Consider the following 23,386-nt stretch of genomic DNA (forward strand, 5'->3'; position numbering starts at 1 on the left):
GCAGTGGTGGGCGAGGGACGGATGCGGACGGCACGGGGCAACGCCTGGGAAGCGGTGTGTGCCGACCGGGCCCGCGCCGACCAACGCGCCGGAGGCGATTGATGGAGGGCGCATGTCGGTGAATGAGCCGGCGAGCGGAGAGTTCGCTCGCATGCTGGACGCGACGGTCGGCGCGTTGCGCGCCGCCGGCAACGCGCCGGAGGACGAGGAGGCCGCGCGCCTGCGTCGGGTCGGTGAGTCCGCCGAGGGACAGGTCCGTGCCGAGTTTGGCGCTGATGGCCGGTTGGAGTCGCTGACGCTGGACCCGCGGATGATGCGGCTCGGCTCGGCCGAGGTCTCCGACCACGTGATCGCGGCCGTGAACGCGGCGATCGACTCGATGCGCGGTGCCGGCCCGGTGCCGGCCTCCGGCGACCTCTCGCAGCTCACCGAGCAGCTGGAGCAGGTTCGAGACACGGCCGTGCCACGGCTCGGCGCGTTCCTGCAGGCGCTCACTGACGCGCAGGAGCGGATGGCCCGGGGAGGTTCCCGATGAACGGCTTCGAGGTCGAGCCCGCGTTGCTGCGTTCCGGCGGCGACGAGGTCATCGGCGCCGCCGAACGCTTCATCGGGCAACTGGAGAGCTTCGAGGCGCAGATGCAGGGATACGGCGAGCCGTGGGGCGCCGACGACATCGGCTCGCTGATCGGCATCGCGTACACGGAGACCTCAGCCTGGGTCCTGGACTGCATCGGCGTGGCCGCCGAAGAGATCGGCTCGGCCGGCAGCGACCTGACGAAGATGGCCGACAACTTCGAGTTGGTCGAGGAAGCCTCCGTGAGCGCGCTGCGAGACATCCAGGGAATGCTGGGGTGACGACATGGGACTGCAACTGCCGGGTGAGCTGATCACGGCACTCAGCTGGATCGGCTACACCTGGCCCGAGGCCGACGAGGAAAAGCTGTTCGAGATGGGCCAGGCCTGGCTGGACTTCTCCGGCACGGTCGCGGACGCCTCCGGGGAGGCCGGTTCGGCTGCGGCAGCGGTCTGGTCGCAGCACCAGGGCGAGTCGATGCAGGCGTTCCAGAAGTGGTGGTCCAAACCGGAGAGCGGTCCCGGCGCGCTGCCGGACTACTCCCAGGCCGCGATGCTGATCGGCACCGGGATGATCATCGCCGCCGCGATAGTGCTCGCGCTGAAGATCCAGGTGATCGTGCAGTTGGCGATCCTCGCGTTCGCGGTGGCGCAGGCGATCGCCACCGCCGTCGTCACGTTCGGCGTGTCGCTGGCCGAGATCCCGATCTTCCAGATGATCACGCGGGAGATCGTCGGCCTGCTGATCGATCAGGTGATCCAGGAGCTTCTCGATGCCTAGCAGGGCGCCGAAAAGCTCGAAACAACGTGGCGGGTCGGGCAAGCCGAAGGGCGGCAAGCTTGTCCGCGCGGCGGTGCAGAAGGCCTCCGCCAAGCCGGTGGTGCGCAACAACGACCTGCCCGAGGTCACGATCAAGGTGAAGCGCAAGTCGATGCACGCGCGGGCCCAGTTCGACCGCAAGATGAACGCGCTGAAGAAGCTCAGCGACGAGGGCAAGCTGTTCAAGCAGGCCAATCCGGTTGCCCGGGACGAAACGATTACGAAAGGCTACAAGGCGCGCATCCGGCAGAAGATCTTCGACAAGTACTGGCCCCACGACAAGAAGCTGTCGAACAAACTCACCGAGCGGCTCCGCCTGCAGCAGCCCGACCATGTGTGGGAGCTGCAACTCGGTGGCCCCGACGACGTTAGTAATCTGAAGCTGCTGCACGGCGACACGAACCGGGATGTCGGTCAGCAGATCTGGCAACAGATCATGAAGCTGCCCGACGGCACACCGATCCGAATAGAGGTAGTGGATTGAATCCCGAGCTGCGGGAGCTCATCGCGGAGCTGCGCACCGACCTGGAGGCGGACCAGCCCGCGACGCTGGTCTGGGCCCAGATCGACCAGGGCGCTCCGGCTGAGCGGATACCCGCTGGTCTGCCGCAGTCGGTCCGGGAGCTGCTGGAGACTGCCGACGGCATCCTGGCTGGCTCGTTCGACCTGCCCGCAGCCGCGAACATCGGCAAGATCCAGGGCTACCTCGAGCAGATGCCCGAGTTCACCGGCGTCGCTGACGAACCCGCCGAGTGGCTCGTCTTCGGCACACTGAAGGAAGAGCCACTGCTGATCCGCCGCGACACCGGCGCGGTCTGGTACTTCCCGGCGGAGACGACCGACGAGTGGTTCATGCGTGAGGCGTTCTTCGAAGTCGCGCCGGACCTTGACTCGTTCCTCGCCTACTACGTCTTCGGCGCCGGGTACGGCGAGGTTGGCTACGACGACGACGACTGGTGGGGCTTCCTCGACGAGCAGGGTCTGACCACGCCCGGCGACGAGGACGAGGAGACGGACGATTGACCGCCACACATGAGGAGCTCACGGCGCTCTGGGGCGCCGACGGGATGGTCTACTTCCCGCTCGACCGGTTCGAGGACGTCCTCGGCCCGTTGACGCCAGAGGTCTTCCCGCCGTTCGGGGCCATCCCGGTCGACGTGCCGATCCTGTTCACTGTCGACGTCAACGTCTCCGGCATGGAGTTGTTCTCCAAGCTGAAGATCGAGGTCGGCGATGCCAGCCCTCGCATCCACATCGTCCTCGGCAGCTCACCGGAGGACCCGCAGCTGCTCTTCTGCCTCGACGCGCTGACCGGAGCCGTCGTGTTGCTGGACCTGGAGACCCCCAACTTCGAGGCGGTCAACGCGACATTCGCGGCGTTCGTCGAGTTCCTCTACCGGCTCGGGCAGCTCATCGCCACGGACCCGGGCGGTCGGGCTCGAGCCGCCCGCGCTGCCGCGATCCGCGAGGAACTGATGGGCGTCGACTCGTCCGCGTTCGCCGACCCGAAGTCCTGGTGGAGCATGGCCTTCGATCAGCTGGAGTCCACCAGCGGCTAGCCTCGCCACTGCCGGCCGGCAGGTCGCCGTGACGCCACAGGTTCACCGTGCTCGCGGCACCGGTATGGACGCGACCGGCTGCTCCGACGGTGCCGCCTCTCGATGCCATGCCTCGGCGAGGAGCGCGTAGGTGTAGCCGTCCACCCAGCCCAGTTCGGCGTGCCAGGAGTCGCCGACGCCGTGCTGCTCACGACGCATGCCGACCTTCTCCAGGATTCGCACCGAGGCGAGGTTGTCAGCGAAGCAGCCGGCGGTGATTCTCCGAACGCCCAGCCGGTCGAACGCGTGCGCCACCACTGCGGTCACCGCCTCGGTCGCGTACCCACGTCCGCCGTAGGCGGGATCGAAGATGTAGCCGAGCTCAGCCTCGGTCCGCGGTGGCATGCCGGGTTGACCCATGCCGTCGACGACGCCGAGAGAGACGGTTCCGATCACCACGCCGTCGAGCGTGGCCGCCATGCTGTGATCGTCGGGGTCGGTGGCCGCGCGTCGCCATGCCGCGCGGAAGGACGCACTGTCGACCTGCGTACGGAGTAGCCAGTGCGTGACCTGCGGCAGGTTTCGGTACTCCAGGATCCGATCGATGTCCTCGTCCCGCACCGGGCGGAGTTCGAGGCGTTCAGTGCGTACCGTGGTGTTCTCCATGAGGCGGGACGCTAGTGGACGCGCCCCGGCGAGACGCCCGAATATCGGACCGATGGCCCCCGCCCCATTCGCAGTGGCAGAGGGCGCGCGGCTCAATCGACCCGTTGGGCCAGCACCTGACCCGGCCAGGATCCGGCCAGGAAGGTCTCGGTGGGAGTGAACCCGTGGCGCTCGTAGTACGCCACCAACTCGCCGCCACCGCCCGCCCAGCAGTCGACCCGTAGCAACCCCACGCCGGCTCGCCGGGTTTCCTCGACGGCGTGTGCCAACAGAGCCGACCCGAGTTTCCGGCCGGCGAATCGTCGGTCGGAGACCAGGAGGCGGACGAACCGCTCGGGTTCCTCAGCGGGCGCGATCGGCGCCCGAGGGTCGGGTCCGGAATCCAACACCAGGGCCGCGGCCGGCGTCCCGTCCACTTCCGCTATGTACGGGAGGTTCTCGGTCAGGTACCGATCGACCTGTGCGGCCCGTTCGGGCTTCTCCGAGAACGGCGTCGTGCCCCACTGCTCGGTGTTGCCGCGGTCGTTCATCCAGACCACAGCCGAATCGAGCATGTCCAGTACGGCGGGCGCGTCGGTCGGGCCACCGCGTCTGATGCGTACGCCGCCGGTGGTGTCGTCCATGGCGGAATGGTAATCCGAGGACTGGCCGATCAGGACCGAGGGCGTCACCCGTCGTGGCCGCCGCCCCCGGGTCCACGATCTCCGGAGGTCAGGGTTCGATTCATCACCGCCAGGAGGCGCTCGAGGGTTCGGCGGTCGCTGTCGGTCAGGCCGCGAAGGATGGCCGCCTCGTTGGCCAGATGTTCCTCGATGAGCCGGTCGGTCAACGCCACGCCGGTCGCTGTCAGCCCGACCACTCTGCCGCGCGCGTCGGCTGTGGAGACCGAGCGCGACACGAGGCCGCGGGCGATCAGTCGGTCCACCCGCTTGGTCACGGCTCCGGTGGTCACGAGCATCCGTTGGCTCAGCTGGCCCGCAGTGAGCGTGTAGGGCTCACCCTCGCGGCGCAGCGCCGCGAGCACGTCGAAGTCGCCGTTGCCGAGGTCCGCCGCGGCGAACGGCGGCCGCAGGGCCTCATCGAGTACGGCGGCCAGCTGCTGGATGCGACCGATGATCAGCAACGGGGTGGGGTCGAGGTCTGGTCGCTCGCGACGCCACTGCCCAACGATGTCGGCGATCCGGTCGTTTTCCACAGTTGCATCTTACCTTCCGAGGAAGATAAATTGTCTTCCGTGGAAGACAATTTGCCTCGAACGTCAGCTTCGGTGGTCACCGCGTACGTGGACCCGTCCTGCCCGTTCGCCTGGATCACCTCCCGCTGGCTCATGGAGGTCGCGAAGATGCGGCCGCTCACCCTGCGGTTCGAGGTGATGAGCCTCGCGGTGATCAACGAGCATCGTGACCTGGAGCCCTGGTACCGCGAATTCAACGACCGTGCGTGGGGGCCGGCCAGGGTGTGTGTGGCGGCAGCCGCGCAACACGGCTCCGCCGCCCTCGCACGGCTGTACCCGGCGCTCGGCCGCCGGATCCACGACGCCGGCGACACGGACTTCGACACCGTGGTCCCGCTGGCCCTGGCCGAGGCCCGCCTCCCCGCCGACCTGGCCGACGCCGCCCACCGCAGCGACCTCGACCCCCAGATGCGGGCGAGCACCACCCACGCACAGCAACTGGTGGGCGAGGAACTCGGCACCCCGACGGTCGTCGTTGACGACGTGGCCTTCTTCGGCCCCGTGCTGAGCTCGATCCCCCGCGGCGAGGAGGCCGTCCGCGTCTTCGACGGCGCTCGCCTGCTCGCCGGCTGCCGGGCATTCTCCGAGCTCAAGCGCGCCCGGTCCGACGGCCTCACCTTCGCGTAGCTCCACGACTGCCGATGGGGGAACTGGTCGACCGGCACCGGTCGACCCAGGTCCGTCGATGCTTCGTCACCGGATGTTCGGCGTCGCGTCGGCTCGAATCGATAGTGTCCGTTGGCCGGCCACCGCCGGCGGCCGATACGGAGGGACATCGATGCGCAGCACAACGGAATGGTCGGCCCGCGCCCTGGGCGCTCTCGCGGGCGCGGTCGCGTTGGTGGTGGCCCTGCTGCCGGCGGCGCCAGCCGCTGCCGCGAGCGTGGGCTTCAAGGCGGCCACGCTGAACATCTACTACGGGCTGAGCCAGGCCGACTTCGTGCACGACCTGAACCTGATCGCGTCCAAGGCCGACCTCGTCGGTCTCAACGAGGTCGGTGCCCGCAAGGCGTTCCTGGCGACCTGGGCCGCCGACAACGGCTGGTGGTTGTACGCGCCGGGCGGCACCAACCAGGCCGGCGAGGCGTTGATCGCCAAGAAGAGCGTGTTCGACGTACTCGACAAGGGCTCGAATTTCGTCTGTGACACAAACGGTCCGGGCGAGGTGCCGCCCGCGCGGTACAACAACTGGGTCAAGTACCGGCACAAGGCCACTGGCCGCAACGTGACCCACATCAACGCCCACGCGGTGGCCAGCATCGAGACCGCCGGCCGGCCGGAGGACCTGCCGCGCACCAGGTGCGCCGAGGCGCAGTTCCAGGGTCTCAAGGAACTGGCGGTCGACAAGCAGGACGAGGGTCAGGTCATCGTGAGTGGAGACCTCAACGTCGACTTCAGCGCAGACCGGAACTACGGATACGCGAAGTTCCCGTGGCAGGTCTTCGAGGCAAACGAGCTGCCGAATCTGCGCTCCAACTACAACCTGTACGGCGAGAAGGGCACCGGGACACACGGCAACCGGCACATCGACTACGTCTACTTCTGGAAGCGGCTGCCCGAACGCCAGTTGATGTGGATGACCGATTACGACATCGTCGGTGGCACCAGGTCGGACCACAACGGTGTTGTCGCGACGTTCTCCATCCAGAGCTGACGCGCCCGCCCTCCGCCGGGTCCTGCGCCCGCTCCCGGCCGAGGCGTTCCGTGCTGCCGGGCAGATGCGACGCGGCTGGCACGGCAGACGACAATGCGAGCGTGACCGACACCGTGCCGGCTTCGCTGCCTGCTGTGATCGAACTCGTCGATGAGTACATGTACCGCGTGCTGAAGGGCGCAGAGGATTCGGTGCTGGTGATCGGGGAGCTGATGGGCGCACTGACCGAGCCGGATGCCGAGGTCAGCGAGGGGAGTGTCGGCAAGCTCTACCCCTTGTTCGGGGACCTGTCGGACATCGTCGACGGCTTCCCGTTCGACTACGGCGACGGTACTGAGATGATCGCCCAACGGGAGATCCGCGACGCTGCATGGGACTGGCTGACCACGGCGCGTAACGCCGGCGGGTTGAAGGCCTACGTCGACCGCTGGATCGCGAGAAGCGAAGCCTTACCGACCATCGAGGACGGGCGGCCGTTCCGCGACATGGCAAGATAGTGGAGTGGCGGCGGGTTCGCATCAAGGGTGTGCGGGCTGACGCCCATCATCGGCGCTCGGGGTGTCCCCGGTGCTCCGCCCACTCCGGCGCGAGGATCGACATCACAGTGGCGTCAACCCAGTCGTCGCCGTCGCGCAGGACCTGCCGCAGCACACCCTCGGCAACGAAGCCGACCTTCTCGTACACCCGCCGGGCCCGGGGGTTGAAGGCGAACACCTCCAGGGAGATGCGGTGCAGGCCGAGCCTCTCGAAACCGTGGCCGACGATCAGGCGTACCGCCTCGGTGCCCAAGCCGCGGTCGCGGCCGGCGGCGGTGAGCAGGGTGCGGAAGTTGCAGTTCCGGTTGGCGGGGTCCCAGTCGTTGAGGACGACCTCGCCGACGCAGGCCCCGGTGGCGCGGTCCACGACCGCCAGGTCGAGTCGGTCGGTCTGCGCGTTGCGGCTGCCGTACCAGGAACGCATCCGCTCCTCGTCGGGAGCGTCGTCGGCCGGGCTGCCGGTCAGCCTGGCCACCTCGGGGTCGGCCACCGCCGCCCAGAAGGTGTCCAGGTCGTCGTCGACGAAGGGCCGCACGTCGAAGAGAGCGCGTGCCCGGCTGACCACATTCACCTGCCCGGAGTGACGGGATCGAAGCTGCCGGGGTAGACGGCTCGCAACCGTACGCGACCGGAGGTCCGTGCTGTCGGACGCGACGATTCGGGTGTCACTGCCGCAGGACCCGCTGCGCATCGCTGATGACCTGCTCCGAGGCGATCGGGGCCCACGACGCGAACAGCTCCCGGAAGTAGGCCCCGTGCCGGTCCGCCACCGCAGGATCGTGCTCGATGACGTCCAGCTCGTTGACGATGCTCAGGTCCACGAGCGACCGAAGTTGAGTCTCACCGGGCGTCCGCACCCGACGTGCGAAGCGGTCGAACACCTCGCCGGTCCTCGCCAGCTCCTGCCAGCTGCGTCCACGGTCGCAGGCGCCGTACAGATAGACGAGCTCCTCCGCGTCGGCGCCAACGAGATCCCGCAGCACGGCACGATCGGCCAGATCGAGCAGGGCGAGGTCGATCCCGTCGGTGCCGTAGACGGCGTGGGTGAGGCCCGCTGCCTGCACGTCGCGGGCGCAGCCGAGCACGGCGAGTCGTTCGCTGACTCGACAGAGGTGGGCGTACAGGGTGCCTCCGGGATGGGCGATCTGCTCAGCGCCCAGCCGGCGGAGCCAGGCCCGCGCGCCGTCGTTGCTCATGGTCCGACTGTAGGTATCGGCCGCCGATTTCGATGGCCGCCGGACGTGGGCAATATGTCACAGCGCCGTGGGCATACCTGGCGGCGCGGCGCCCGCGGACGCGTGAAAATGCGGGGTACGCGGAGCGCCGGTGCCGCACACTCGCCATCATGCTGGCATCGGTTCGGAGCGTCGGGGATCTGGCCACTGCGCAGGCGCAGGGTCAACGGGTCAGATTCCTGTTCTTCTGGGGGCACCAGCCCGAACGTGACGGGGGTGTCGGCGCAGGTTGCCTGAGCCAGTGGTGGCCGGCGCCGTTCACAGTCGACAAGCTGCGGTTCGCCACTGCGGAGCACTACATGATGTGGCGTAAGGCCACCCTGTTCGGCGACCGGGCGATGGCCGAACAGATCCTTGCCGCGCCGCATCCCCACGCCGCCAAGGCGCTGGGAGGGCGCGTCGCGGGCTTCGATGAGCAGACCTGGAGCGAACACCGCCTTCCGATCGTGGTGGCCGGCAACCGTGCGAAATTCGATCAGCATCCCGCGCTCCGGGCATTTCTGCTGGCCACCGGGCAACGAGTCCTGGTGGAGGCCAGCCCGCTCGACCGGATCTGGGGCATCGGCCTGAACCGCGACGATCCGGCTGCTGGCGACCCCGGCTGTTGGCGAGGGCTCAACCTGCTGGGCTTCGCGCTCATGCAGGTGCGCGAGGTGCTTGAGGATCACGGTCGGCAGGGGACGGTTCCGGCGTGACTCCCGGCTTCGCCGGACGTCCGGTCATCTTCCTCGATGTGGACGGACCGCTGATCCCGTTGACCCGTACACGGGCCTGACCGAGGCGGACATCGCCGTCGTCCGTCGATGGCTTCAGGAGGGTGACGGCACGGTCTGACCGGGACTGGGGATGGCGGGTGGCGTGATCGCGGTCGCGGGGGAGTGGCCATGGTCGATCCCTTGACACTCATAGATGCGATCGCTAACACTTGTCCGCAACGCGAGCTTAACGAGCCGAACACATTGTGTCTGTGGTCGTGTGACGCGCCGGAGGCACCGTGCGAGCACTCCACCCCGTCGCCAGGGCCGCTCAAGCCTGAGCCCGGATACTGCCTGCTCTTGTTAACGCTAACATAGATGATCTTGCGAGAGGGGCCGGGACGGTGATTCTGTCGGGAGCATCGACCAAGCGTCCACGTGCCCTCCTCGTGCTCTCCGCCGTGGCCGCTGCGGCCGTCGTCGTGGTGGCCGACGGGCCGGCGCAAGCCGCCACGCTGCCGACCGGCGCCGTCTCGCTGGAGGCCGTCAACCAGGCCGGACGGTACGTACGCCATATCGACTATCTCGGCCAGCTCGACCCGGTCACCTCCGGCAGCGCCAACCAGACCAAGCTGGATGCCACCTTCACAGTGGTCAACGGTCTGGCGTCGCCGACCTGCTACTCGTTCCAGACCAAGACCGGCATGTTCCTGCGGCACCGCGACTACCGGCTCCGGGTCGACCCGAACACCGGCGACGCGGCGTTCCGCGCCGACGCCACCTTCTGTGCCGTCGAAGGCTCGGCCAGCGGATCGGTGGCGCTCGTCTCGTACAACTACCCGAGCCGGCGGATCCGGCACCGCGACTTCGCACTCTGGCTCGACGCCTACCAGGACACGGCCGCGTTCCGCGCGGACAGCGCCTTCCGCCTCGTCGCTCCCTGGGCGCCCAGGACCACCAAGGGCCCGGTGATCCCGGGCCTCTTCGCCGACCCGCACCTCACCGTGTTCAACGGCCGCTACTACCTGTACCCGACCACCGACGGTTACGCGAGCTGGGCCGGCACCTACTACAAGGCGTTCTCCTCCACCGACCTGGTCAACTGGACCGACAACGGCGTGATCCTCGACCACGGTCCGGACGTGTCCTGGGCTGACAACTCGGCCTGGGCACCGGCGGTGGCCAGCGCCAACGGCCGCTACTACCTCTACTTCAGCGGCGGTGCGGCCAGCGGCAACACCGCCAAACAGTTGGGCGTGGCGGTGGCCGACAGCCCCACCGGGCCGTTCCGCGACGCGTTGGGCCGACCGCTGATCCGCAGCGACCAGTTCACCGGCGGGCAGACGATCGACCCCATGGTGTTCACCGACGACGACGGGCAGTCCTACCTGTACTGGGGGCAGGGCGTCGCGCGGGCGGTACGGCTGAACGCCGACATGGTTTCCTTCGACGCGGCGCAGGCGCGGGTCATCACACCGTCGGGCTACAACGAGGCGCCGTTCGTGTTCAAGCGCAACGGTCTGTACTACTTCATGTGGTCGGAGAACGACACGCGCAGCGAGGACTACCGGGTCGCCTACGCCACCGGCTCCTCACCCCTCGGGCCGTGGACAAGGCGCGGCGTGGTGCTGCAAAAACGCCTCGACGTCGGCATCAAGGGCACCGGCCACCACTCAGTGGTCCGCTCACCCGGCAGCGACACCTGGCACATCGCCTACCACCGGTTCGCCGTGCCGACCGGCAACGGCACCAACCGTGAGACCGCCATCGACCGGATGGAGTTCAACACCAACGGCACCATCCGCCCCGTCGTACCGACCCTCTAGCTGACTCGTCCGCGCCCCGCGAAGGAGAGAAGACCCATGTCGAGAGTCCTCGCCCGGCTCTGCGCGGTGGCGATCGCCGCATGCCTGCTGTTCACCACCTGGTCGGCGGCGACGCCGAAGGTGGCGTCCGCGCTCGATCCGACCGTCGGCTACCTGATGGCGCACTTCACCGGCGAGTCGTCGACCGACCAGCAGATCTACTTCGCCCACAGCGCCGACGGCCTGCGCTGGACCGACCTCAACAACGGCGGGCTCGTGCTGCGTTCCCCCATCGGCACCCGCGGCGTCCGGGATCCCGCCCTGGTCCGCTCACCCGGCGGTGACAGGTACTGGATCGTGGCCACCGACCTCTGCATCGCGTGCGGTCAGGACTGGTCGAGCGCGATCAACAACGGCAGCCGGAGCCTCGTCGTGTGGGAGTCCACCGACCTGGTCAACTGGTCGGCACCGTGGCTGTTGAACGTAGCCGGCGCGATCCCGGACGGACGCAACGCCTGGGCCCCGGAGGCGATCTGGAACCCGGACACTGGTGACTACGTCCTCTACTGGGCGACGAACGTCCCGCTCAACGGTGCGACCAAGCACCGCATCTACTACGCGCGCACGACGGACTTTCGCAGCATCACCACTCCGCAGATCTACGTCAGCCGACCCGGCAACCAGGAAATCATCGACACCCAGATCGTCGAGGTGCCATCCGGTGTCGGCGCCTACCGCTACGTCCGGGCCTCCCGGGACGCCCAGATCACCCTCGAGGGCAGCAACTCGCTCCTCGGCACCTGGACGAACCTCGGGAACCTGTCCGGCATCGGGCTGACCGGTGCTCAGGTCGAGGGGCCGATGTGGATGAAGGTCAACGCCCGCAACGAGTGGGTGCTCTACCTGGACCAGTACGCCAGCGGGCGCGGTTACCTGCCCGTCCTGACCACCAACCCGTCGAGCCCGAGCGCCTACCGGCTGCCGGCGTCCGGCTCGTACGCGATGGGCGGCACCAAGAAGCGGCACGGTTCGATCCTCAACCTGACCGCTGCCGAACAGAACCGGGTGCTCGCCCGCTGGCCCGCCGCAGCTGTCAACCGGATCCAGTCGTACAACTTCCAGGACCGGTACGTGCGGCACTACGACTACGACGTCCGCATCGACCCGAACGTCAGCCCCGCCCAGGACGGCCAGTGGCGGGTGGTGCCCGGCCTGGTCGGCTCCGGCACCGTCTCCATCCAGTCGGTCAACTATCCGGGCCACTACCTGCGCCACTACGGATACGACTTCCGGTTGGAAGCCAACGACGGCACCGCCACCTTCGCCGCCGACGCCACCTTCCGGCAGGTCGCCGGTCTCGCCAACTCCTCGTGGACGTCGTTCCAGTCCTACAGCCACCCCGACCGCTACCTCCGGCACTACGCCTACCTGCTCCGGCTCGACCCGGTGTCCGACGCGCAGAGCCGTGCCGACGCGACCTTCCGCGTGACCAGCTAACCCCTCAACATGTCGGGCCCGGAGAGGCACGAACTAGTGATTGGACAACGCATGAAACGGATCAGCCGGTCGATGCGCCGGACGTTGATCGCCCTGGTGGCCGCCATGACGGCGATGGTTGGCGGCGTGGTCGTCGTCGCGTCGTCGCCCGCCGCCGCCGCCACCAACCAGTTCCGAGGCATGAACTGGGCTCAACTGGGTGACAACTTCAGCACCAGCCCGCTCGTCGTGCAGGGCCTGAGCCAATCCGACAGCTACGCGACAGTGCAGGCCAAGGCCAACGCCCTCTACGACGACATGGCCTCCACCATGGGGATCAACACCGTCCGGCTGCCTATCAACACTCAGACAGTGGCCAACAGCACCTGGTGGAACGCCTACCGAGGCGCCATTGACGCCGCAACTGCCCGTGGATTCAAGGTCATCCTCGCCTTTTGGACGGACCATTCCTCCGGCGCGAGGATCGCGAACCTCGCCGCGTGGAACACGATGTGGTCCAGCGTGACCAACGCCTACGGCTCGAACACCAACGTGTACTTCGAGCCAATGAACGAGCCGGGCGGTTACAGCTCGGCACAGTGGCGCGACATCGCAGCCAACTGGCTCAGCACCCACTACTCGGCCGTGCCCAGCCGGGTGCTCATCGGCGGCACTGGCGCAAGCCAGGACCTGCGCGACATCTGCAACGACAGCCGCTTCAACTCGACCCTGCTGTCCTTCCACCACTACGCTTTCTTCTACGGCTCGATGACCTACGACGCCTGGCGAAGTCACATGCAGACGCGTCTGGGCAACTGTGCCTCCCGGGCGGTCGCGACCGAGTTCGGCGGGCCCATGGACAACGGCCTCAACTACGCCGACGCGAACAGCACCGACAACTTCGTGCGCCACATCCGCGCCATGGCTCAGGTCATGCGTGACAACCAGATGGGCGGCACCTACTGGCCCGCCCTCGGCGGCAAGAACTCCGGCTCCGGTCACGACTGGTATTCGATGTTCGCCCTCAGCGGCAGCGGCACCAATCTCAACTTGACCATCCGCAACACTTCTGGCGCCGACCGGATCCGCTATGCCTATGGCGACACTATCGGCGGCGGCGACCCGACGACGCCTCCGCCCACGACGGGAACGTTCTACCGGATCGATGCGCGGCACAGCGGCAAGGCCATGGACGTCCAGCAGCCGAACACCGCCAACGGTGCGCGCATCGGCCAGTACACGTACGGCGGCGGTGCGTGGCAGCAGTGGCAGTTCCAGGACGCCGGCAGCGGTTACTGGCGCATCGTCAGCCGAAACAGTGGCAAGTGCCTCGACGTGGTGAGCGCGTCGACCGCCGACGGCGCCGAACTCGTCCAGTACACCTGCGGCAGCGGCACCAACCAGCAGTTCCAGATGGTCGCCAACGGTAACTACTTCCAGTTCCGGGCACGACACAGCAGCAAATGCGTGGACGTGCCGGCCGCGGCGACCGCGGACGGAGTGGTCCTCAAGCAGTACTCGTGCAACTCCGGCACCAACCAGCAGTGGTCTCGCACCACCGTCTGACGGTCATCTCGACGTGACGGCCACTTCACTGTGGTCGTCCCGGCCGGACAACGACGGATTGTGCATGTCGGCAATCCGTCGTTGTCCGGGCGGCGGGCGGCTCCATAGCGTCGCGACTACGGACCGATGCCCGCGGAAGGACCTCTCGTGACCGAAATCGTCGCTCCGCAAATCGTCGTGAACAGCAGAATGATCTACTTCGGTTGGCTGCCGGCCGACCCCGACGCGGTGGCCGCCCTGGTGCCCGACGGGCTCGAGCCGGCACCGAACCACCAGGTCTTCATGAACCAGTACGTCGTCGACGAGGACGGGCAGACCTCCGGCTTCGGCGCCTACTCCCTGTCGTACATCGGCCCGGACCTCTCCGGGGTCGACGCTCCCGACGGTGTCACGCCCGGCCGCTGGTGGACGCACTACGTCGGCGACGCCGTCAATCGGGGCCAGTTGCGCTATCTCACCCGGCTCGACGGCAGGCTGCTCAGCGGCAACTACCCGTTCGTGGCGGAGCCGGTCGACCCGTTCGCTGTCGAGTCGCTGGAGTTCCTCGAACCCGACCACCCGGTGTACGCGCTGCGCCCAGCCGATCCCCTGGAGATCGTCTGGGGCTTCTACTCACCACGCGCGTCGTTCGCCTACCCGGGTGGCGAGTCGGTACTCGACTGAGCCCGTTACCTGACCTCCGAAGGCACCGCGAACGCTGGCCACCGTGTCTCGGGCGGGCTCGGGATGGCCGCACGGGCACCGGTAAGCAGAGATTCTCGGGTACGGGCCGCAGTGTGGGCGAAGTAGATCGTCTCCTCAGCCTGCCGGCCCCAGCCTGCCGCAACGGCGGCGCTGGACGAACGACGTACGACCGCGGCGAGCCGCAGCGGCCCGCCGAGCTGCGGGACATGGCGGGTGACGACGTCTAAGCCGGTGTCCGGCAGGAGTGCCGCCGCGCGTCCCGGCTGTACGCGCTCAGGGGTTGAGTGAGCCCTCGAGGAGCCACGTGCACTCCGTCGAGCCCGAGGCGCCAACCACCGCGCGGGCCAGATCTCGGACCGGTCATAAGGTTTATGGCATTCACATTGTGTAGATTATAAACACGGAAAGGGGGAACCGTGTCTCGTGCAGATCGCAACGACCGTCCCACGGAGGCATCCGACCTGGGTGGAGTAGCAGACCTGTTGTGGCGCACCGGCGCCGACCGCAGGGAGGATGCCCGTCCCAGGCTCACTGCCCGGCGGATCGTGGCGGCAGCCGTGGGCATCGCCGATGCCGAGGGCCTGGATGTCGTGTCGATGCAGCGGGTCGCGTCCGAGTTGGGCTATACGACGACGGCGCTGTACCGGCATATCGCCAGCAAGGAGCACCTCGTCGCGGCGATGGTCGACGCCGCCACCGGCAGTCCGCCCTCGCCGTCTTCCCACCGGGAGGCATGGCGGACCGATGTCGAGTTGTGGGTTGACGCGCTGTGGAACCTCTATCTGAGTCGCCCGTGGATGATGCGGGCACCCACGCTGAGCGCACCGGTCGGGCCGAATGAGCTCGCATGGTTCGAGGCCCTGCTGAGCCCGCTCGTCCGGGCCGGACTCGACCGTACCGAACTGGTACCGATCGCCACGTTCATCTCGAGTGCCGTGCGTGATCTGGCGCGCGTGGCCACCGAACTCGACCCGGCGGGAGCCGCCGCCTACCGCCAGGTGCTGGGTCAGCGCCTGAACCCGGAACACTTCCCCGTCCTGTGCTCGCTCGCAGCCGGGGACGGGCTCGACGAGGAGGAGGACGGTGACGTCACTCCGGTCGTCCGCTACGGCATCCAACGCCTGCTCGACGGCATCGAGGCCCGACTCGAATCCACCACCGGAGACACAAAGGAGAAGCGCGATGACTGACGCTCAGATCCGACGGTTGATGGGCATCTGCGGCATCGCTGCCGGCGTCCTCGCCGCCGTCGGAGTTCCGTTGTATTTCCTGTACTCGGGAGCACCGCCGGCCTCGAACGTACTTACCAGGATCCTGCTGAACCTACTGATGTGCGCTGCGCTCCTGGTCTTCCTGACGGGACTTCGCCACCTGATTCGCAACGCAGGCACCAGCTTCGAGTGGCTGGCGAACCTGACCTTCGGCGCCGGGCTGGCGTACGTCACGGTTACCCTGGTCGCGGCCTCGATCGAAGCCGGCGTCGTTCTCGAACGACCCGACGGAACGCTCGACCCCACCGTCGACGGACCGCTGGCTCACGCCAACATGCTCCTGCACGGTTCGGTCGCCAGACTGCTGACGGCGGTCACGCTATTCGCCGCCGGGTATGCGATCCTGCGCAGCGGAGCCCTGCCACGCTGGGCCGGACGCAGCGCCTACACCGTCGCCGCCGTCAACCTCGCGTTCGTGCCATCGCTGTTCTTCGGGACGGACGCCGCCCAGTTCTACAGCGCCGTAGGATGGGGCAATACCGCCCTGACCGCGGCGCTCCTCGTCTACTGGGCCTTCGCCGTCGGCGTCGCGGTCCTGCTGCGTTCCCCCCGCAACTCACACGACCGGACTGACCGCAGGTGGGCGGGCCCAACTCCATCGGCCTCCCCTGCGGCCGTAGTCCATACCCGAGCCTGAGAAGATCGCCCGCCCGGGTGCCGACGTACATTGTGTCGACATCCGGCTTGGGTAACGCGAGCCGCGACAGCCTCGGGTGGAGGTAGACGTCGGCCACCGAGACCTGCGGGCATCTTCGTGCCTGTGGGCCGGCGGGACAGCGTTGCGCTGTCACCGCCGGCGTGGCCTACCCGGCGGCAGTTACGGCAGCGGACGGCCGACGCGGGCGCAGGTAGGGGTTCCATAGGTTCCGCCCGTGTAGGCGGGGAGCTTCAGGGACGCGCGTGACTGCGGCCCGAACCGGCCTTCCGCGCTGATGCCCGCCTTGCTCTGGGCGAACTTCAGCGCGTTGAAGGTCAAGTGGCCGAACGCCCCGTCATCGTTGATCAGCGTCTTGCCGGCGGGTGCGAGGTGGCAGTCGTTCAGAGCCCACTGGAGGGCCACCGTGCCCGCCCCACCGTCGCCCCAGACCAGCGAGCACGGCAGGACGCCGTACTTGCCGACCGGCGCGGCGACCCGATAACCCGCCTGGTTGCTGACGACGTCGTAGGACTCGCATTCCGGCTGAATGCGAGCGTAGGCGGGGCTGGCGGCGACGAGCGTGCCCGCGAGCGCGGTCATGAGCAATGCGAGCAGTGCTTCCGAACGCTTCATCGAGTTTCTCCTTCATCGCAGTCTCGTCCGGTGCCCGGGACCCCCGTCGGGCCGCTCCCGGGCAGTCGGACTTCTCGGCGGACACCCACCGCACGGCTCGTGTCCTGAAGTCAGGCTGGTTCGGGGCGAGGTTGTCCGACAGGGCGGCGGCACCGGACGAACAACGTCGGACAAACCGTTGGACGTCTGCGCAGCTCAGTCAGCGACTCGGCGGTGCACCGCAGGTGGGGTCGTACCGCCCTGATGGGAGGCGCGTCGCCCACCCCTGCCGAACTGGCTCACGGTTGGTCAGGGTGCGCGCACGATACGTGTCGAGGCGCTAGCCGGCTGGCGGCAGGACCGGTCCCGCTTCAGCGGGGGAGCAATCAGCTGGGCCTGGCACTGCGCTACCGTCAAGGCGCGCACCTCGGCGTCGATCAGTCCGCGTCCGCCGGCCGTCGACGGCGCACAGGACCCCACCACATCCAAGGAGAAGCCGATGCCGGAGCCCGAACCCGCCCAAGACGACCCCGCGGTGGCTGCCGACACCTCAGCAACGGCCGAGACCGAGGCCGAGGCGGAGGCGGAGGCGTCGGCCGCTCCCACGAATCGGGCCGCCCGACGCGCGAAAGGCAAGGTCGCCTCGCCGCAGCCGCATGGAAAGGGTCAGCACCTCGGTGGCCGCGGCTCAGTCCAGAGCCCTCGCCAGTATGGCAACCGCCGTAGCGGTTGATCAGCAGATCCCACTGCGGCGCTCAAGATCCCGACCCGGCCGGCCCGGAACCTCTGCGCCGTTCGTGGCGCGGCGTAAGCCGACCGTGCACACGTAAGCCGACTGTGCACACGTAAGCCGACCGTGCACAGTGGAATCCGGAAGCCGGCGTACGTCGGCTTTGTCGTCGGCCACGGGTAGGGTTTCGGTGCTCGACACGTACGGGCATCGGCGGCACGTCGTCGGGGCGGGAGCGGCCAGCCCGGTGGCGACGGACCGTGGGAGGGAGCGACGGTGGCGCAGCGGAGAGCACTGGTGGTTCGGGGCGGTTGGGAGGGGCACCAGCCGGTCAAGGCGACGGAGTTGTTCCTCCCCTTCCTCGAACGTAGCGGCTACGCCGTACGGGTCGAGGAGTCGACGGAGATCTACGCCGACGCCGCCGAGATGGCCGAGACCGACCTCGTCGTGCAGTGCATGACGATGTCGCAGATCACCGCGGACCAGGTGGCGGGCCTCAGCGCGGCGGTCATCGCCGGCACGGGCTTCACCGGCTGGCACGGCGGCATCGTCGACTCGTTCCGCGCGTCATCCGAATACCTGCACCTGGTGGGCGGCCAGTTCGCGACCCATCCGGGCCGGGAGCCGTGTGAGCGCCACGGTGGCCCGGAGGACAACTTCCTGCCGCACACGGTGCGCGTCACCGACCTCGGCCGGGAGCACCCGATCACCGCGGGCATCGAGGACTTCGACCTGGTCACCGAACAGTACTGGGTGCTGCACGATGACCTGATCGACGTGCTGGCCGTGACCACCCACCCGACGCAGGCCTGGCATCCGTGGCGTCGGCCGGTCACCTCACCGGCGATCTGGACCCGACAGTGGGGTGCCGGGCGCGTCGTCGTGACGACCCCGGGGCACAGCCTCGACGTGCTGGAGCACGCGGATGTCCGTACCGTGATCGAGAGGGGGATGGTGTGGGCGACCCGCACCGCGTCGGCGTCATAGGTCTGGGGGTCATCTCCCGCGCGTACCTGGACACGCTCGCGGCCCACCCCGAGGTCGACATCGTCGCGGTGGCGGACCTCGACGCCGCCCGGTCGTCCGAGGTCGCGGCCACGATTCCTGGAGCCGAGGCGATGAGCGTCGAGCGTCTGCTCGCCCGCCCGGACGTGCAGACCGTGCTCAACCTCACCATCCCTGCCGCCCATGCCGACATCTCGCTGGGCGCTATCGACGCCGGCAAGAACGTGTATGGGGAAAAGCCGCTCGCCGTGACGTTCTCGGACGGTCGCTCGATCATCGAACGTGCCGCGTCGGCCGGTGTCCGCGTCGGATGCGCGCCGGACACCGTTTTGGGTACGGGTACGCAGACGGCGCGGTCGGCGATCGACGGCGGGCTCATCGGCCGCCCGATGTCCGCGTCGGCCGTCATGGTCACTCCGGGACACGAACGCTGGCATCCCAATCCTGACTTCTACTACGCCCCGGGCGGCGGCCCGCTGCTGGACATGGGGCCGTACTACATCTCGGCGCTCATCCACCTGCTCGGGCCGGTCCGGGCGGTGACCGGAGCCGCCAGCCGCCTGCGCGCCGAGCGCGTCATCGGCTCGGGCCCCCGCACCGGGCAGCGGATCCCGGTGGGGGTGGACACTCACCTCACCGGCGTACTCGAGCACACCAACGGTGCGCTCTCCACCATCACGACGAGCTTCGACGGCGTCCGGACGACGGCCGCGCCGATCGAGGTGCACGGCGAGGCCGGCACGCTCGCCGTACCCGATCCGAACTACTTCGACGGTGAAGTCCGTCTCTTCGCGCTCGGCGACACCGAATGGCGCGCTCTCGATCCGCGGGCCGGTTACGCCGAGGCTTCCCGGGGCATCGGTCTGATCGACCTGGTCAGGGCCGACGATCAGCGCCCACCGCGCGCTGGCGGCGACGTCGCACTGCACGTACTCGAAACCATGACCAGCCTGCTCCGGTCGGCGGCCGAGGGCCGGCGGATCGAGCTGACGACAGTGGTGGAGCGGCCCGTGCCGGTTCCGCTCACGCAGATCGAGGACTGGACGGCGTACCGGGCCTGGTGAGGTGGCCGCGTCGACGGGCGGAAGGGCCGGCCGGCGCCGACAATGGGGGAGTGGCACCCGCCTTCGTCCTGCATCACCACCGCAAGCCACGACCGCACTTCGACCTGCGACTCGAAGAAGACGGTGTGCTGCGCTCGTGGGCAGTGCCCCGCGGTCTTCCGGACAGCCCCAGCGACAACCGCCTCGCGATCGCCGTGCCCGACCACGACCTCGATCACCTCACCTACGAGGACGTCGACAAGTCGATCGCCGACATCGGCACCTGGGAGGAGCACGACCGCACCGACCGCCGGATGCTGTTCACGTTGCACGGCCGCGCCGGTCGCCGTCGCTACGCGCTCATCCGCACCGGCGAGGGATGGCTGCTGCACCTGACGAAGGAGCAGCCCCCTGACGAGCACGGATAGTTGGTCACCGGCTCCAGTGGTGCCTGTACCGGGACGGCCTGGACACGGTGTGGCTGCACACCAGATGATGGGCGGCGACCACGTTTCGGGAAGTGCGCATGCCCCGTCGGCCCCCTGCCGCCGTTCGAGCCACCCACAAACGTCACCACCGGCGACAACCGCAGGCTCCCTGGCCCGCACACCGAATCAAGATTCGGCTCGATGTGCCTGGCCTGTCCGCCTCGACAATGCGACAGCTTCGCGTGCTCGACCGCCTCTACAACTGGCCGGACAACTGGACCGCCTCCGCCATCGTGACCTGGTGTCGACCGCCGGGTAAGGATCGCGGCTACGGCTGTCCCCGCACCCAGGTCCCCTGGCACAGTGACTACGACTGGCGAGCCAACTCAGATGATCCCCGCGCCGTCATCGACATCGCCTTCGGCCGGGTCTCCCATAAGGCCCGCCGGGAGCTGCGTCGACTTGTCACTCCGGCCGACGAGAGTCGCCAGAGACTATGGCTGAACAACCCGTTCGCCGACCCCTGCCTCCCCTGGTGGCTACGAACGCTGGACTTCTGAACCCAGACTTGCGACATACGCTTCCCGCGTGAGCTACGACCTGTACTTCTGGCCGTCCGGGGCAGCGGAGGATCCTCGTCAGCTGGCTGATCGGCTCGCGGACGAGTCGGCGGATGGTCTCGTGCCGAATGCCCGCGTTCTGGCCTTCCGCGCCGAGGTGCTTCGCCGCTGGCCAGACCTCGCCGACATGATCGCTCCGTGGCACGACGATCTGGGTTGGCGGCAGCCGTGGGGCCACCCCGGTCTCGCCGATCGATTCGTCGGCATGGCAGTGCCTTTCGGCTGGGAAGGCATCAGCGCACTCGCTGTTCTGGCCAGTGCCGGCAGATCAGCGCCTACATCGGGTACGCGTATGACGAACTCGACGAGGCAGCTCTGACCGGCGCGCTCGATGACACGAACGACGAGACAGCCGACCGTTGGTTCGAGTACCCGCTGGCCGGGGCGCCCACGCTGGTGGTCCGGCTGGCACAGTCACCGGGTAGCGCGGTTGTCAGTGTGGCCGTCGACGGCAGCATGGATCTGGTGCTGGCCGTACGGATAGAGACCGTTCTGGACGTGTGGTAGCGATTCGCCAGGCGTGGATGCGCCGGACACGTTGTGGCGGCCCGGCTGTGCCGGCGATCGGTGTGAACCCGTCCCTGACTACAGGTCGGGTGCTACCGCCGGCTCGACAGGCCCTAGCATCACGGCATGGCGACACGGCTTGTTCAGATCAACATGAAGGCTCGGGACGACTCCGCGCTGGGCGGTTTCTGGGCGCAAACCTTGGGTTGGGAAATCTCCAGCGAGGGCCCCGGCGTGACCAACCTCGAACCTGAGGGCTTCGTCTACCCTGACCCCGTCGCCGTCTGCGTCGACCTCGTCGTCTCCTCGGAGCCCAAGACGGTGAAGAACCGCGTACACGTGGACCTCGCCACCACCTCGGCGGCCCACCAGGCGCAGGTGGTCGCCCGCCTGACGGATCTCGGCGCAACCGTTGCCGACGTGGGCCAGGGTGACGTGCCGTGGACAGTCATGGCCGACCCGGAGGGCAACGAGTTCTGCGTGTTGGAGCCCCGTGAGCTCTACCGGGACACCGGACCGATCGCCGCCGTGGTGGTCGACTGTGCTGACCCGCGAGCCATGGCCCGGTTCTGGAGCGAGGCCACGGATTGGACACTGCACGAGGTGACCGATCAGGGTGCGAGACTGCGCTCCGCCAAGGGCGTCGGCCCCTACCTGGAGTTCGTCCGTACCCCTGACGTGAAGAGCGTGTGGAACCGCGTCCACCTCGACGTCCGCCCGTACCCCGGTGACGACCCGGAGGCCGAGGAAACCAGGCTCCGGAGTCTCGGCGCGACCCCCATCGACCTGGGGCAGGACGTCCCCTGGCGGGTGCTCGCCGACCCGGAGGGCAACGAGTTCTGCCTCCTCACCCCGAGCTGACCAACCGGCGACGCCCTGCCGACGGAGAACCGGACAGTCGCCGACCGAGTTCGGGCAACGGCCCTATTGTGGCGAAAAGTGGTGGAACGAGGTCCCACCGCGACATCGTGGGTCGCCGCCGACCAGCAGCGGTAGACGTACCCGGGGGCTTCCCGGCCGGCCCGGCCGGCCCGCTGGGTGGCGGCGGCGCGGGAGACCGGCACTGTGACCAGCGCGCCCAGCCCGCGGGCCAGGTCGATCCGGGGCACCCGGGACAGCCCGGCGTCCACAACGATCCGCACACCCGGCACCGTCAGACTGGTCTCGGCCAGCGCGGTGGCCAGCACCACCCGCCGTCGGTCCGCGCGACGCAGCGCGGCGTCCTGCTCGGTGCCGCGTTGACGGCCGTGCAGCGGCAGCAGCGCGACAGCGTCCCGCAGGTCGGCGAGCCGGCCGGTGACCGCCGCGATCTCGCCGGCCCCGGGCAGGAAGACGAGCACGTCGCCGTCGTGCTCGCGCAGCGCCCGCCGGACGGTGGCGGCCACGTGGTCGAGCAGGGCCCGGTCCACCGGCCCGGCCCCGGGCGGGGCGATCGGGCGCGCCGGGGGCACCCAGATCCGCTCCACCGGGTGCAACGCCGAGTCGGCCCGTACGACAGGTGCCGGGGTGGGCCCGCCCAGCAGCGCGGCGAACCGGTCGGTGTCCGGGGTCGCCGACATCGCCAGCAGCCAGAGATCCGGCCGGAGGGTGGCACGCGCCTCCACTGTGAAGGCCAGCGCGAGGTCGGCGTCGAGTTGGCGTTCGTGGCACTCGTCGAGCAGCACGGCACCCGTGCCGGGGAGCTCCGGGTCGTGGTGCAGCCGGCGGACCAGCAGGCCGGTGGTGACCACCTCGATCCGGGTGGCCGGGCCGACCCGGCGCTCGCCGCGTACCGCGTAGCCGACCCGCTCACCGACCCGCTCGCCGAGAAGCTCGGCCATGCGCCGGGCGGCGGCACGGGCCGCCACCCGGCGGGGTTGGGCGATCACCACCCGACCGGTAACCCGGTCGGCCACGGCCAGCGGCGCGAGGGTGGTCTTGCCGGTGCCCGGCGGGGCCACCAGCACACCGGCGCCGGCCGCGTCGAGTGCCGCGACAAGCGCCGGCAGCACCGGACGGACCGGCAGGTCAACTGTTACGTCGGAGAGCACGGCCCAGTCTCGCACCGGGGC

General features: G+C 68.6%; 28 protein-coding genes and 1 pseudogene. 22 read left to right on the forward strand and 7 right to left on the reverse strand.

The window, feature by feature from the left end; all coding sequences use genetic code 11:
• Positions 1–112 precede the first annotated feature (112 nt).
• The 6 genes from AB0C20_RS19560 to AB0C20_RS19585 are packed head-to-tail and all read left to right on the forward strand — an operon-like array spanning position 113 to position 2,952.
• Entirely contained in the window at positions 113–535 is a 423-nt protein-coding gene (locus AB0C20_RS19560) for a YbaB/EbfC family nucleoid-associated protein (RefSeq protein ID WP_357177412.1), read from the forward strand.
• Positions 532–855: a hypothetical protein gene (locus AB0C20_RS19565; protein ID WP_238684100.1), complete on the forward strand. Its 324-nt coding sequence runs from the start codon at positions 532–534 to the stop codon at positions 853–855. Before AB0C20_RS19560 ends, AB0C20_RS19565 begins: the two co-directional genes overlap by 4 nt.
• 4 nt (positions 856–859) lie before the next feature.
• On the forward strand, positions 860–1,354 hold the full coding sequence (locus tag AB0C20_RS19570; RefSeq protein WP_266301947.1) for a hypothetical protein: 495 nt from the start codon (positions 860–862) through the stop codon (positions 1,352–1,354).
• A complete protein-coding gene (locus AB0C20_RS19575; RefSeq protein WP_238684098.1) occupies positions 1,347–1,877 on the forward strand; it encodes an endonuclease in 531 nt (176 codons plus the stop codon). The genes AB0C20_RS19570 and AB0C20_RS19575 overlap by 8 nt, the downstream gene beginning before the upstream one ends.
• Entirely contained in the window at positions 1,874–2,416 is a 543-nt protein-coding gene (locus tag AB0C20_RS19580; RefSeq protein ID WP_357177409.1) for an SUKH-4 family immunity protein, read from the forward strand. The genes AB0C20_RS19575 and AB0C20_RS19580 overlap by 4 nt, the downstream gene beginning before the upstream one ends.
• The gene (locus tag AB0C20_RS19585; protein WP_238684096.1) at positions 2,413–2,952 is read left to right on the forward strand and encodes an SUKH-4 family immunity protein; all 540 of its coding nucleotides are present in this window, start codon (positions 2,413–2,415) and stop codon (positions 2,950–2,952) included. The genes AB0C20_RS19580 and AB0C20_RS19585 overlap by 4 nt, the downstream gene beginning before the upstream one ends.
• Positions 2,953–2,994: 42 nt before the next feature.
• Here the strand turns inward: AB0C20_RS19585 and AB0C20_RS19590 are convergent, their stop codons facing one another.
• The 3 genes from AB0C20_RS19590 to AB0C20_RS19600 all read right to left on the reverse strand — a co-directional run bounded on the left by AB0C20_RS19590 (position 2,995) and on the right by AB0C20_RS19600 (position 4,792).
• On the reverse strand, positions 2,995–3,597 hold the full coding sequence (locus tag AB0C20_RS19590; protein ID WP_357177406.1) for a GNAT family protein: 603 nt from the start codon (positions 3,595–3,597) through the stop codon (positions 2,995–2,997).
• Positions 3,598–3,689: 92 nt separating this feature from the next.
• On the reverse strand, positions 3,690–4,220 hold the full coding sequence (locus AB0C20_RS19595; RefSeq protein ID WP_357177404.1) for a GNAT family N-acetyltransferase: 531 nt from the start codon (positions 4,218–4,220) through the stop codon (positions 3,690–3,692).
• A gap of 44 nt (positions 4,221–4,264) precedes the next feature.
• The gene (locus AB0C20_RS19600; protein ID WP_357177402.1) at positions 4,265–4,792 is read right to left on the reverse strand and encodes a MarR family transcriptional regulator; all 528 of its coding nucleotides are present in this window, start codon (positions 4,790–4,792) and stop codon (positions 4,265–4,267) included.
• Between the two features lie 39 nt (positions 4,793–4,831).
• Here AB0C20_RS19600 and AB0C20_RS19605 point away from each other — a divergent pair, with 39 nt between their 5' ends.
• From AB0C20_RS19605 to AB0C20_RS19615, 3 genes are all read left to right on the forward strand, one after another.
• Positions 4,832–5,458: a disulfide bond formation protein DsbA gene (locus AB0C20_RS19605; RefSeq protein ID WP_357177400.1), complete on the forward strand. Its 627-nt coding sequence runs from the start codon at positions 4,832–4,834 to the stop codon at positions 5,456–5,458.
• Positions 5,459–5,609: 151 nt separating this feature from the next.
• Complete coding sequence (locus AB0C20_RS19610; protein WP_357177398.1) at positions 5,610–6,485, forward strand: endonuclease/exonuclease/phosphatase family protein; 876 nt, start codon at positions 5,610–5,612, stop codon at positions 6,483–6,485.
• 101 nt (positions 6,486–6,586) lie between these two features.
• Entirely contained in the window at positions 6,587–6,982 is a 396-nt protein-coding gene (locus AB0C20_RS19615) for a hypothetical protein (RefSeq protein WP_357177396.1), read from the forward strand.
• Between the two features lie 46 nt (positions 6,983–7,028).
• Here AB0C20_RS19615 and AB0C20_RS19620 read toward each other — a convergent pair whose 3' ends face one another.
• Together AB0C20_RS19620 and AB0C20_RS19625 are read right to left on the reverse strand one after the other, a co-directional pair.
• Positions 7,029–7,592 carry a GNAT family protein gene (locus tag AB0C20_RS19620; RefSeq protein WP_357177394.1) on the reverse strand — a complete coding sequence of 188 codons (564 nt, stop codon included), beginning with the start codon at positions 7,590–7,592 and terminating at the stop codon, positions 7,029–7,031.
• 94 nt (positions 7,593–7,686) lie between these two features.
• A complete protein-coding gene (locus AB0C20_RS19625) occupies positions 7,687–8,217 on the reverse strand; it encodes a DUF6817 domain-containing protein (RefSeq protein WP_357177392.1) in 531 nt (176 codons plus the stop codon).
• Positions 8,218–8,366: 149 nt separating this feature from the next.
• On the opposite strand from AB0C20_RS19625, the gene AB0C20_RS19630 reads away from it, so the two are divergent.
• From AB0C20_RS19630 to AB0C20_RS19660, 7 genes are all read left to right on the forward strand, one after another.
• Positions 8,367–8,951 (forward strand): NADAR family protein, encoded by a 585-nt coding sequence (locus AB0C20_RS19630; RefSeq protein WP_357178245.1) that lies wholly within the window; start codon positions 8,367–8,369, stop codon positions 8,949–8,951.
• A 449-nt stretch (positions 8,952–9,400) separates the two neighbouring features.
• The gene (locus tag AB0C20_RS19635; RefSeq protein ID WP_357568454.1) at positions 9,401–10,777 is read left to right on the forward strand and encodes a family 43 glycosylhydrolase; all 1,377 of its coding nucleotides are present in this window, start codon (positions 9,401–9,403) and stop codon (positions 10,775–10,777) included.
• 36 nt (positions 10,778–10,813) lie between these two features.
• Positions 10,814–12,253, forward strand: coding sequence for a glycoside hydrolase family 43 protein (locus AB0C20_RS19640; protein ID WP_357177388.1), 1,440 nt, complete (start codon positions 10,814–10,816; stop codon positions 12,251–12,253).
• A 51-nt stretch (positions 12,254–12,304) separates the two neighbouring features.
• Positions 12,305–13,798 carry an RICIN domain-containing protein gene (locus AB0C20_RS19645; RefSeq protein ID WP_357568455.1) on the forward strand — a complete coding sequence of 498 codons (1,494 nt, stop codon included), beginning with the start codon at positions 12,305–12,307 and terminating at the stop codon, positions 13,796–13,798.
• A 147-nt stretch (positions 13,799–13,945) separates the two neighbouring features.
• Positions 13,946–14,461 carry a hypothetical protein gene (locus tag AB0C20_RS19650; protein ID WP_357568456.1) on the forward strand — a complete coding sequence of 172 codons (516 nt, stop codon included), beginning with the start codon at positions 13,946–13,948 and terminating at the stop codon, positions 14,459–14,461.
• Between the two features lie 566 nt (positions 14,462–15,027).
• Positions 15,028–15,672, forward strand: a complete 645-nt coding sequence (locus AB0C20_RS19655) for a TetR/AcrR family transcriptional regulator (RefSeq protein ID WP_357568465.1) — start codon at positions 15,028–15,030, stop codon at positions 15,670–15,672.
• Entirely contained in the window at positions 15,665–16,390 is a 726-nt protein-coding gene (locus AB0C20_RS19660) for a hypothetical protein (RefSeq protein WP_357568457.1), read from the forward strand. Before AB0C20_RS19655 ends, AB0C20_RS19660 begins: the two co-directional genes overlap by 8 nt.
• Before the next feature lie 180 nt (positions 16,391–16,570).
• On the opposite strand, the gene AB0C20_RS19665 is transcribed toward AB0C20_RS19660, so the two are convergent.
• On the reverse strand, positions 16,571–17,023 hold the full coding sequence (locus tag AB0C20_RS19665; RefSeq protein WP_357568458.1) for a hypothetical protein: 453 nt from the start codon (positions 17,021–17,023) through the stop codon (positions 16,571–16,573).
• 985 nt (positions 17,024–18,008) lie between these two features.
• Between AB0C20_RS19665 and AB0C20_RS19670 the strand changes: the two genes are divergently transcribed.
• The 6 genes from AB0C20_RS19670 (at position 18,009) to AB0C20_RS19695 (ending at position 22,196) form a co-directional block, all read left to right on the forward strand.
• The gene (locus AB0C20_RS19670; RefSeq protein ID WP_357568459.1) at positions 18,009–18,719 is read left to right on the forward strand and encodes a ThuA domain-containing protein; all 711 of its coding nucleotides are present in this window, start codon (positions 18,009–18,011) and stop codon (positions 18,717–18,719) included.
• Positions 18,689–19,801 carry a Gfo/Idh/MocA family oxidoreductase gene (locus AB0C20_RS19675; RefSeq protein ID WP_357568460.1) on the forward strand — a complete coding sequence of 371 codons (1,113 nt, stop codon included), beginning with the start codon at positions 18,689–18,691 and terminating at the stop codon, positions 19,799–19,801. Before AB0C20_RS19670 ends, AB0C20_RS19675 begins: the two co-directional genes overlap by 31 nt.
• Before the next feature lie 50 nt (positions 19,802–19,851).
• Positions 19,852–20,208 carry a DNA polymerase ligase N-terminal domain-containing protein gene (locus tag AB0C20_RS19680; RefSeq protein ID WP_357177378.1) on the forward strand — a complete coding sequence of 119 codons (357 nt, stop codon included), beginning with the start codon at positions 19,852–19,854 and terminating at the stop codon, positions 20,206–20,208.
• A 227-nt stretch (positions 20,209–20,435) separates the two neighbouring features.
• Positions 20,436–20,768, forward strand: coding sequence for a hypothetical protein (locus tag AB0C20_RS19685; RefSeq protein WP_357568461.1), 333 nt, complete (start codon positions 20,436–20,438; stop codon positions 20,766–20,768).
• Between the two features lie 28 nt (positions 20,769–20,796).
• Positions 20,797–21,147: a hypothetical protein gene (locus AB0C20_RS19690; protein ID WP_357568462.1), complete on the forward strand. Its 351-nt coding sequence runs from the start codon at positions 20,797–20,799 to the stop codon at positions 21,145–21,147.
• A 314-nt stretch (positions 21,148–21,461) separates the two neighbouring features.
• A complete protein-coding gene (locus AB0C20_RS19695; RefSeq protein ID WP_357177370.1) occupies positions 21,462–22,196 on the forward strand; it encodes a VOC family protein in 735 nt (244 codons plus the stop codon).
• A 104-nt stretch (positions 22,197–22,300) separates the two neighbouring features.
• Here the strand turns inward: AB0C20_RS19695 and AB0C20_RS19700 are convergent.
• A pseudogene (locus AB0C20_RS19700) lies at positions 22,301–23,365 on the reverse strand (helicase-related protein); the annotation flags it as partial.
• Positions 23,366–23,386: the final 21 nt, after the last annotated feature.

Origin of the sequence: Micromonospora sp. NPDC048843 (genome assembly GCF_040649965.1) — a bacterium.
GTDB lineage: Bacteria > Actinomycetota > Actinomycetes > Mycobacteriales > Micromonosporaceae > Micromonospora > Micromonospora hortensis.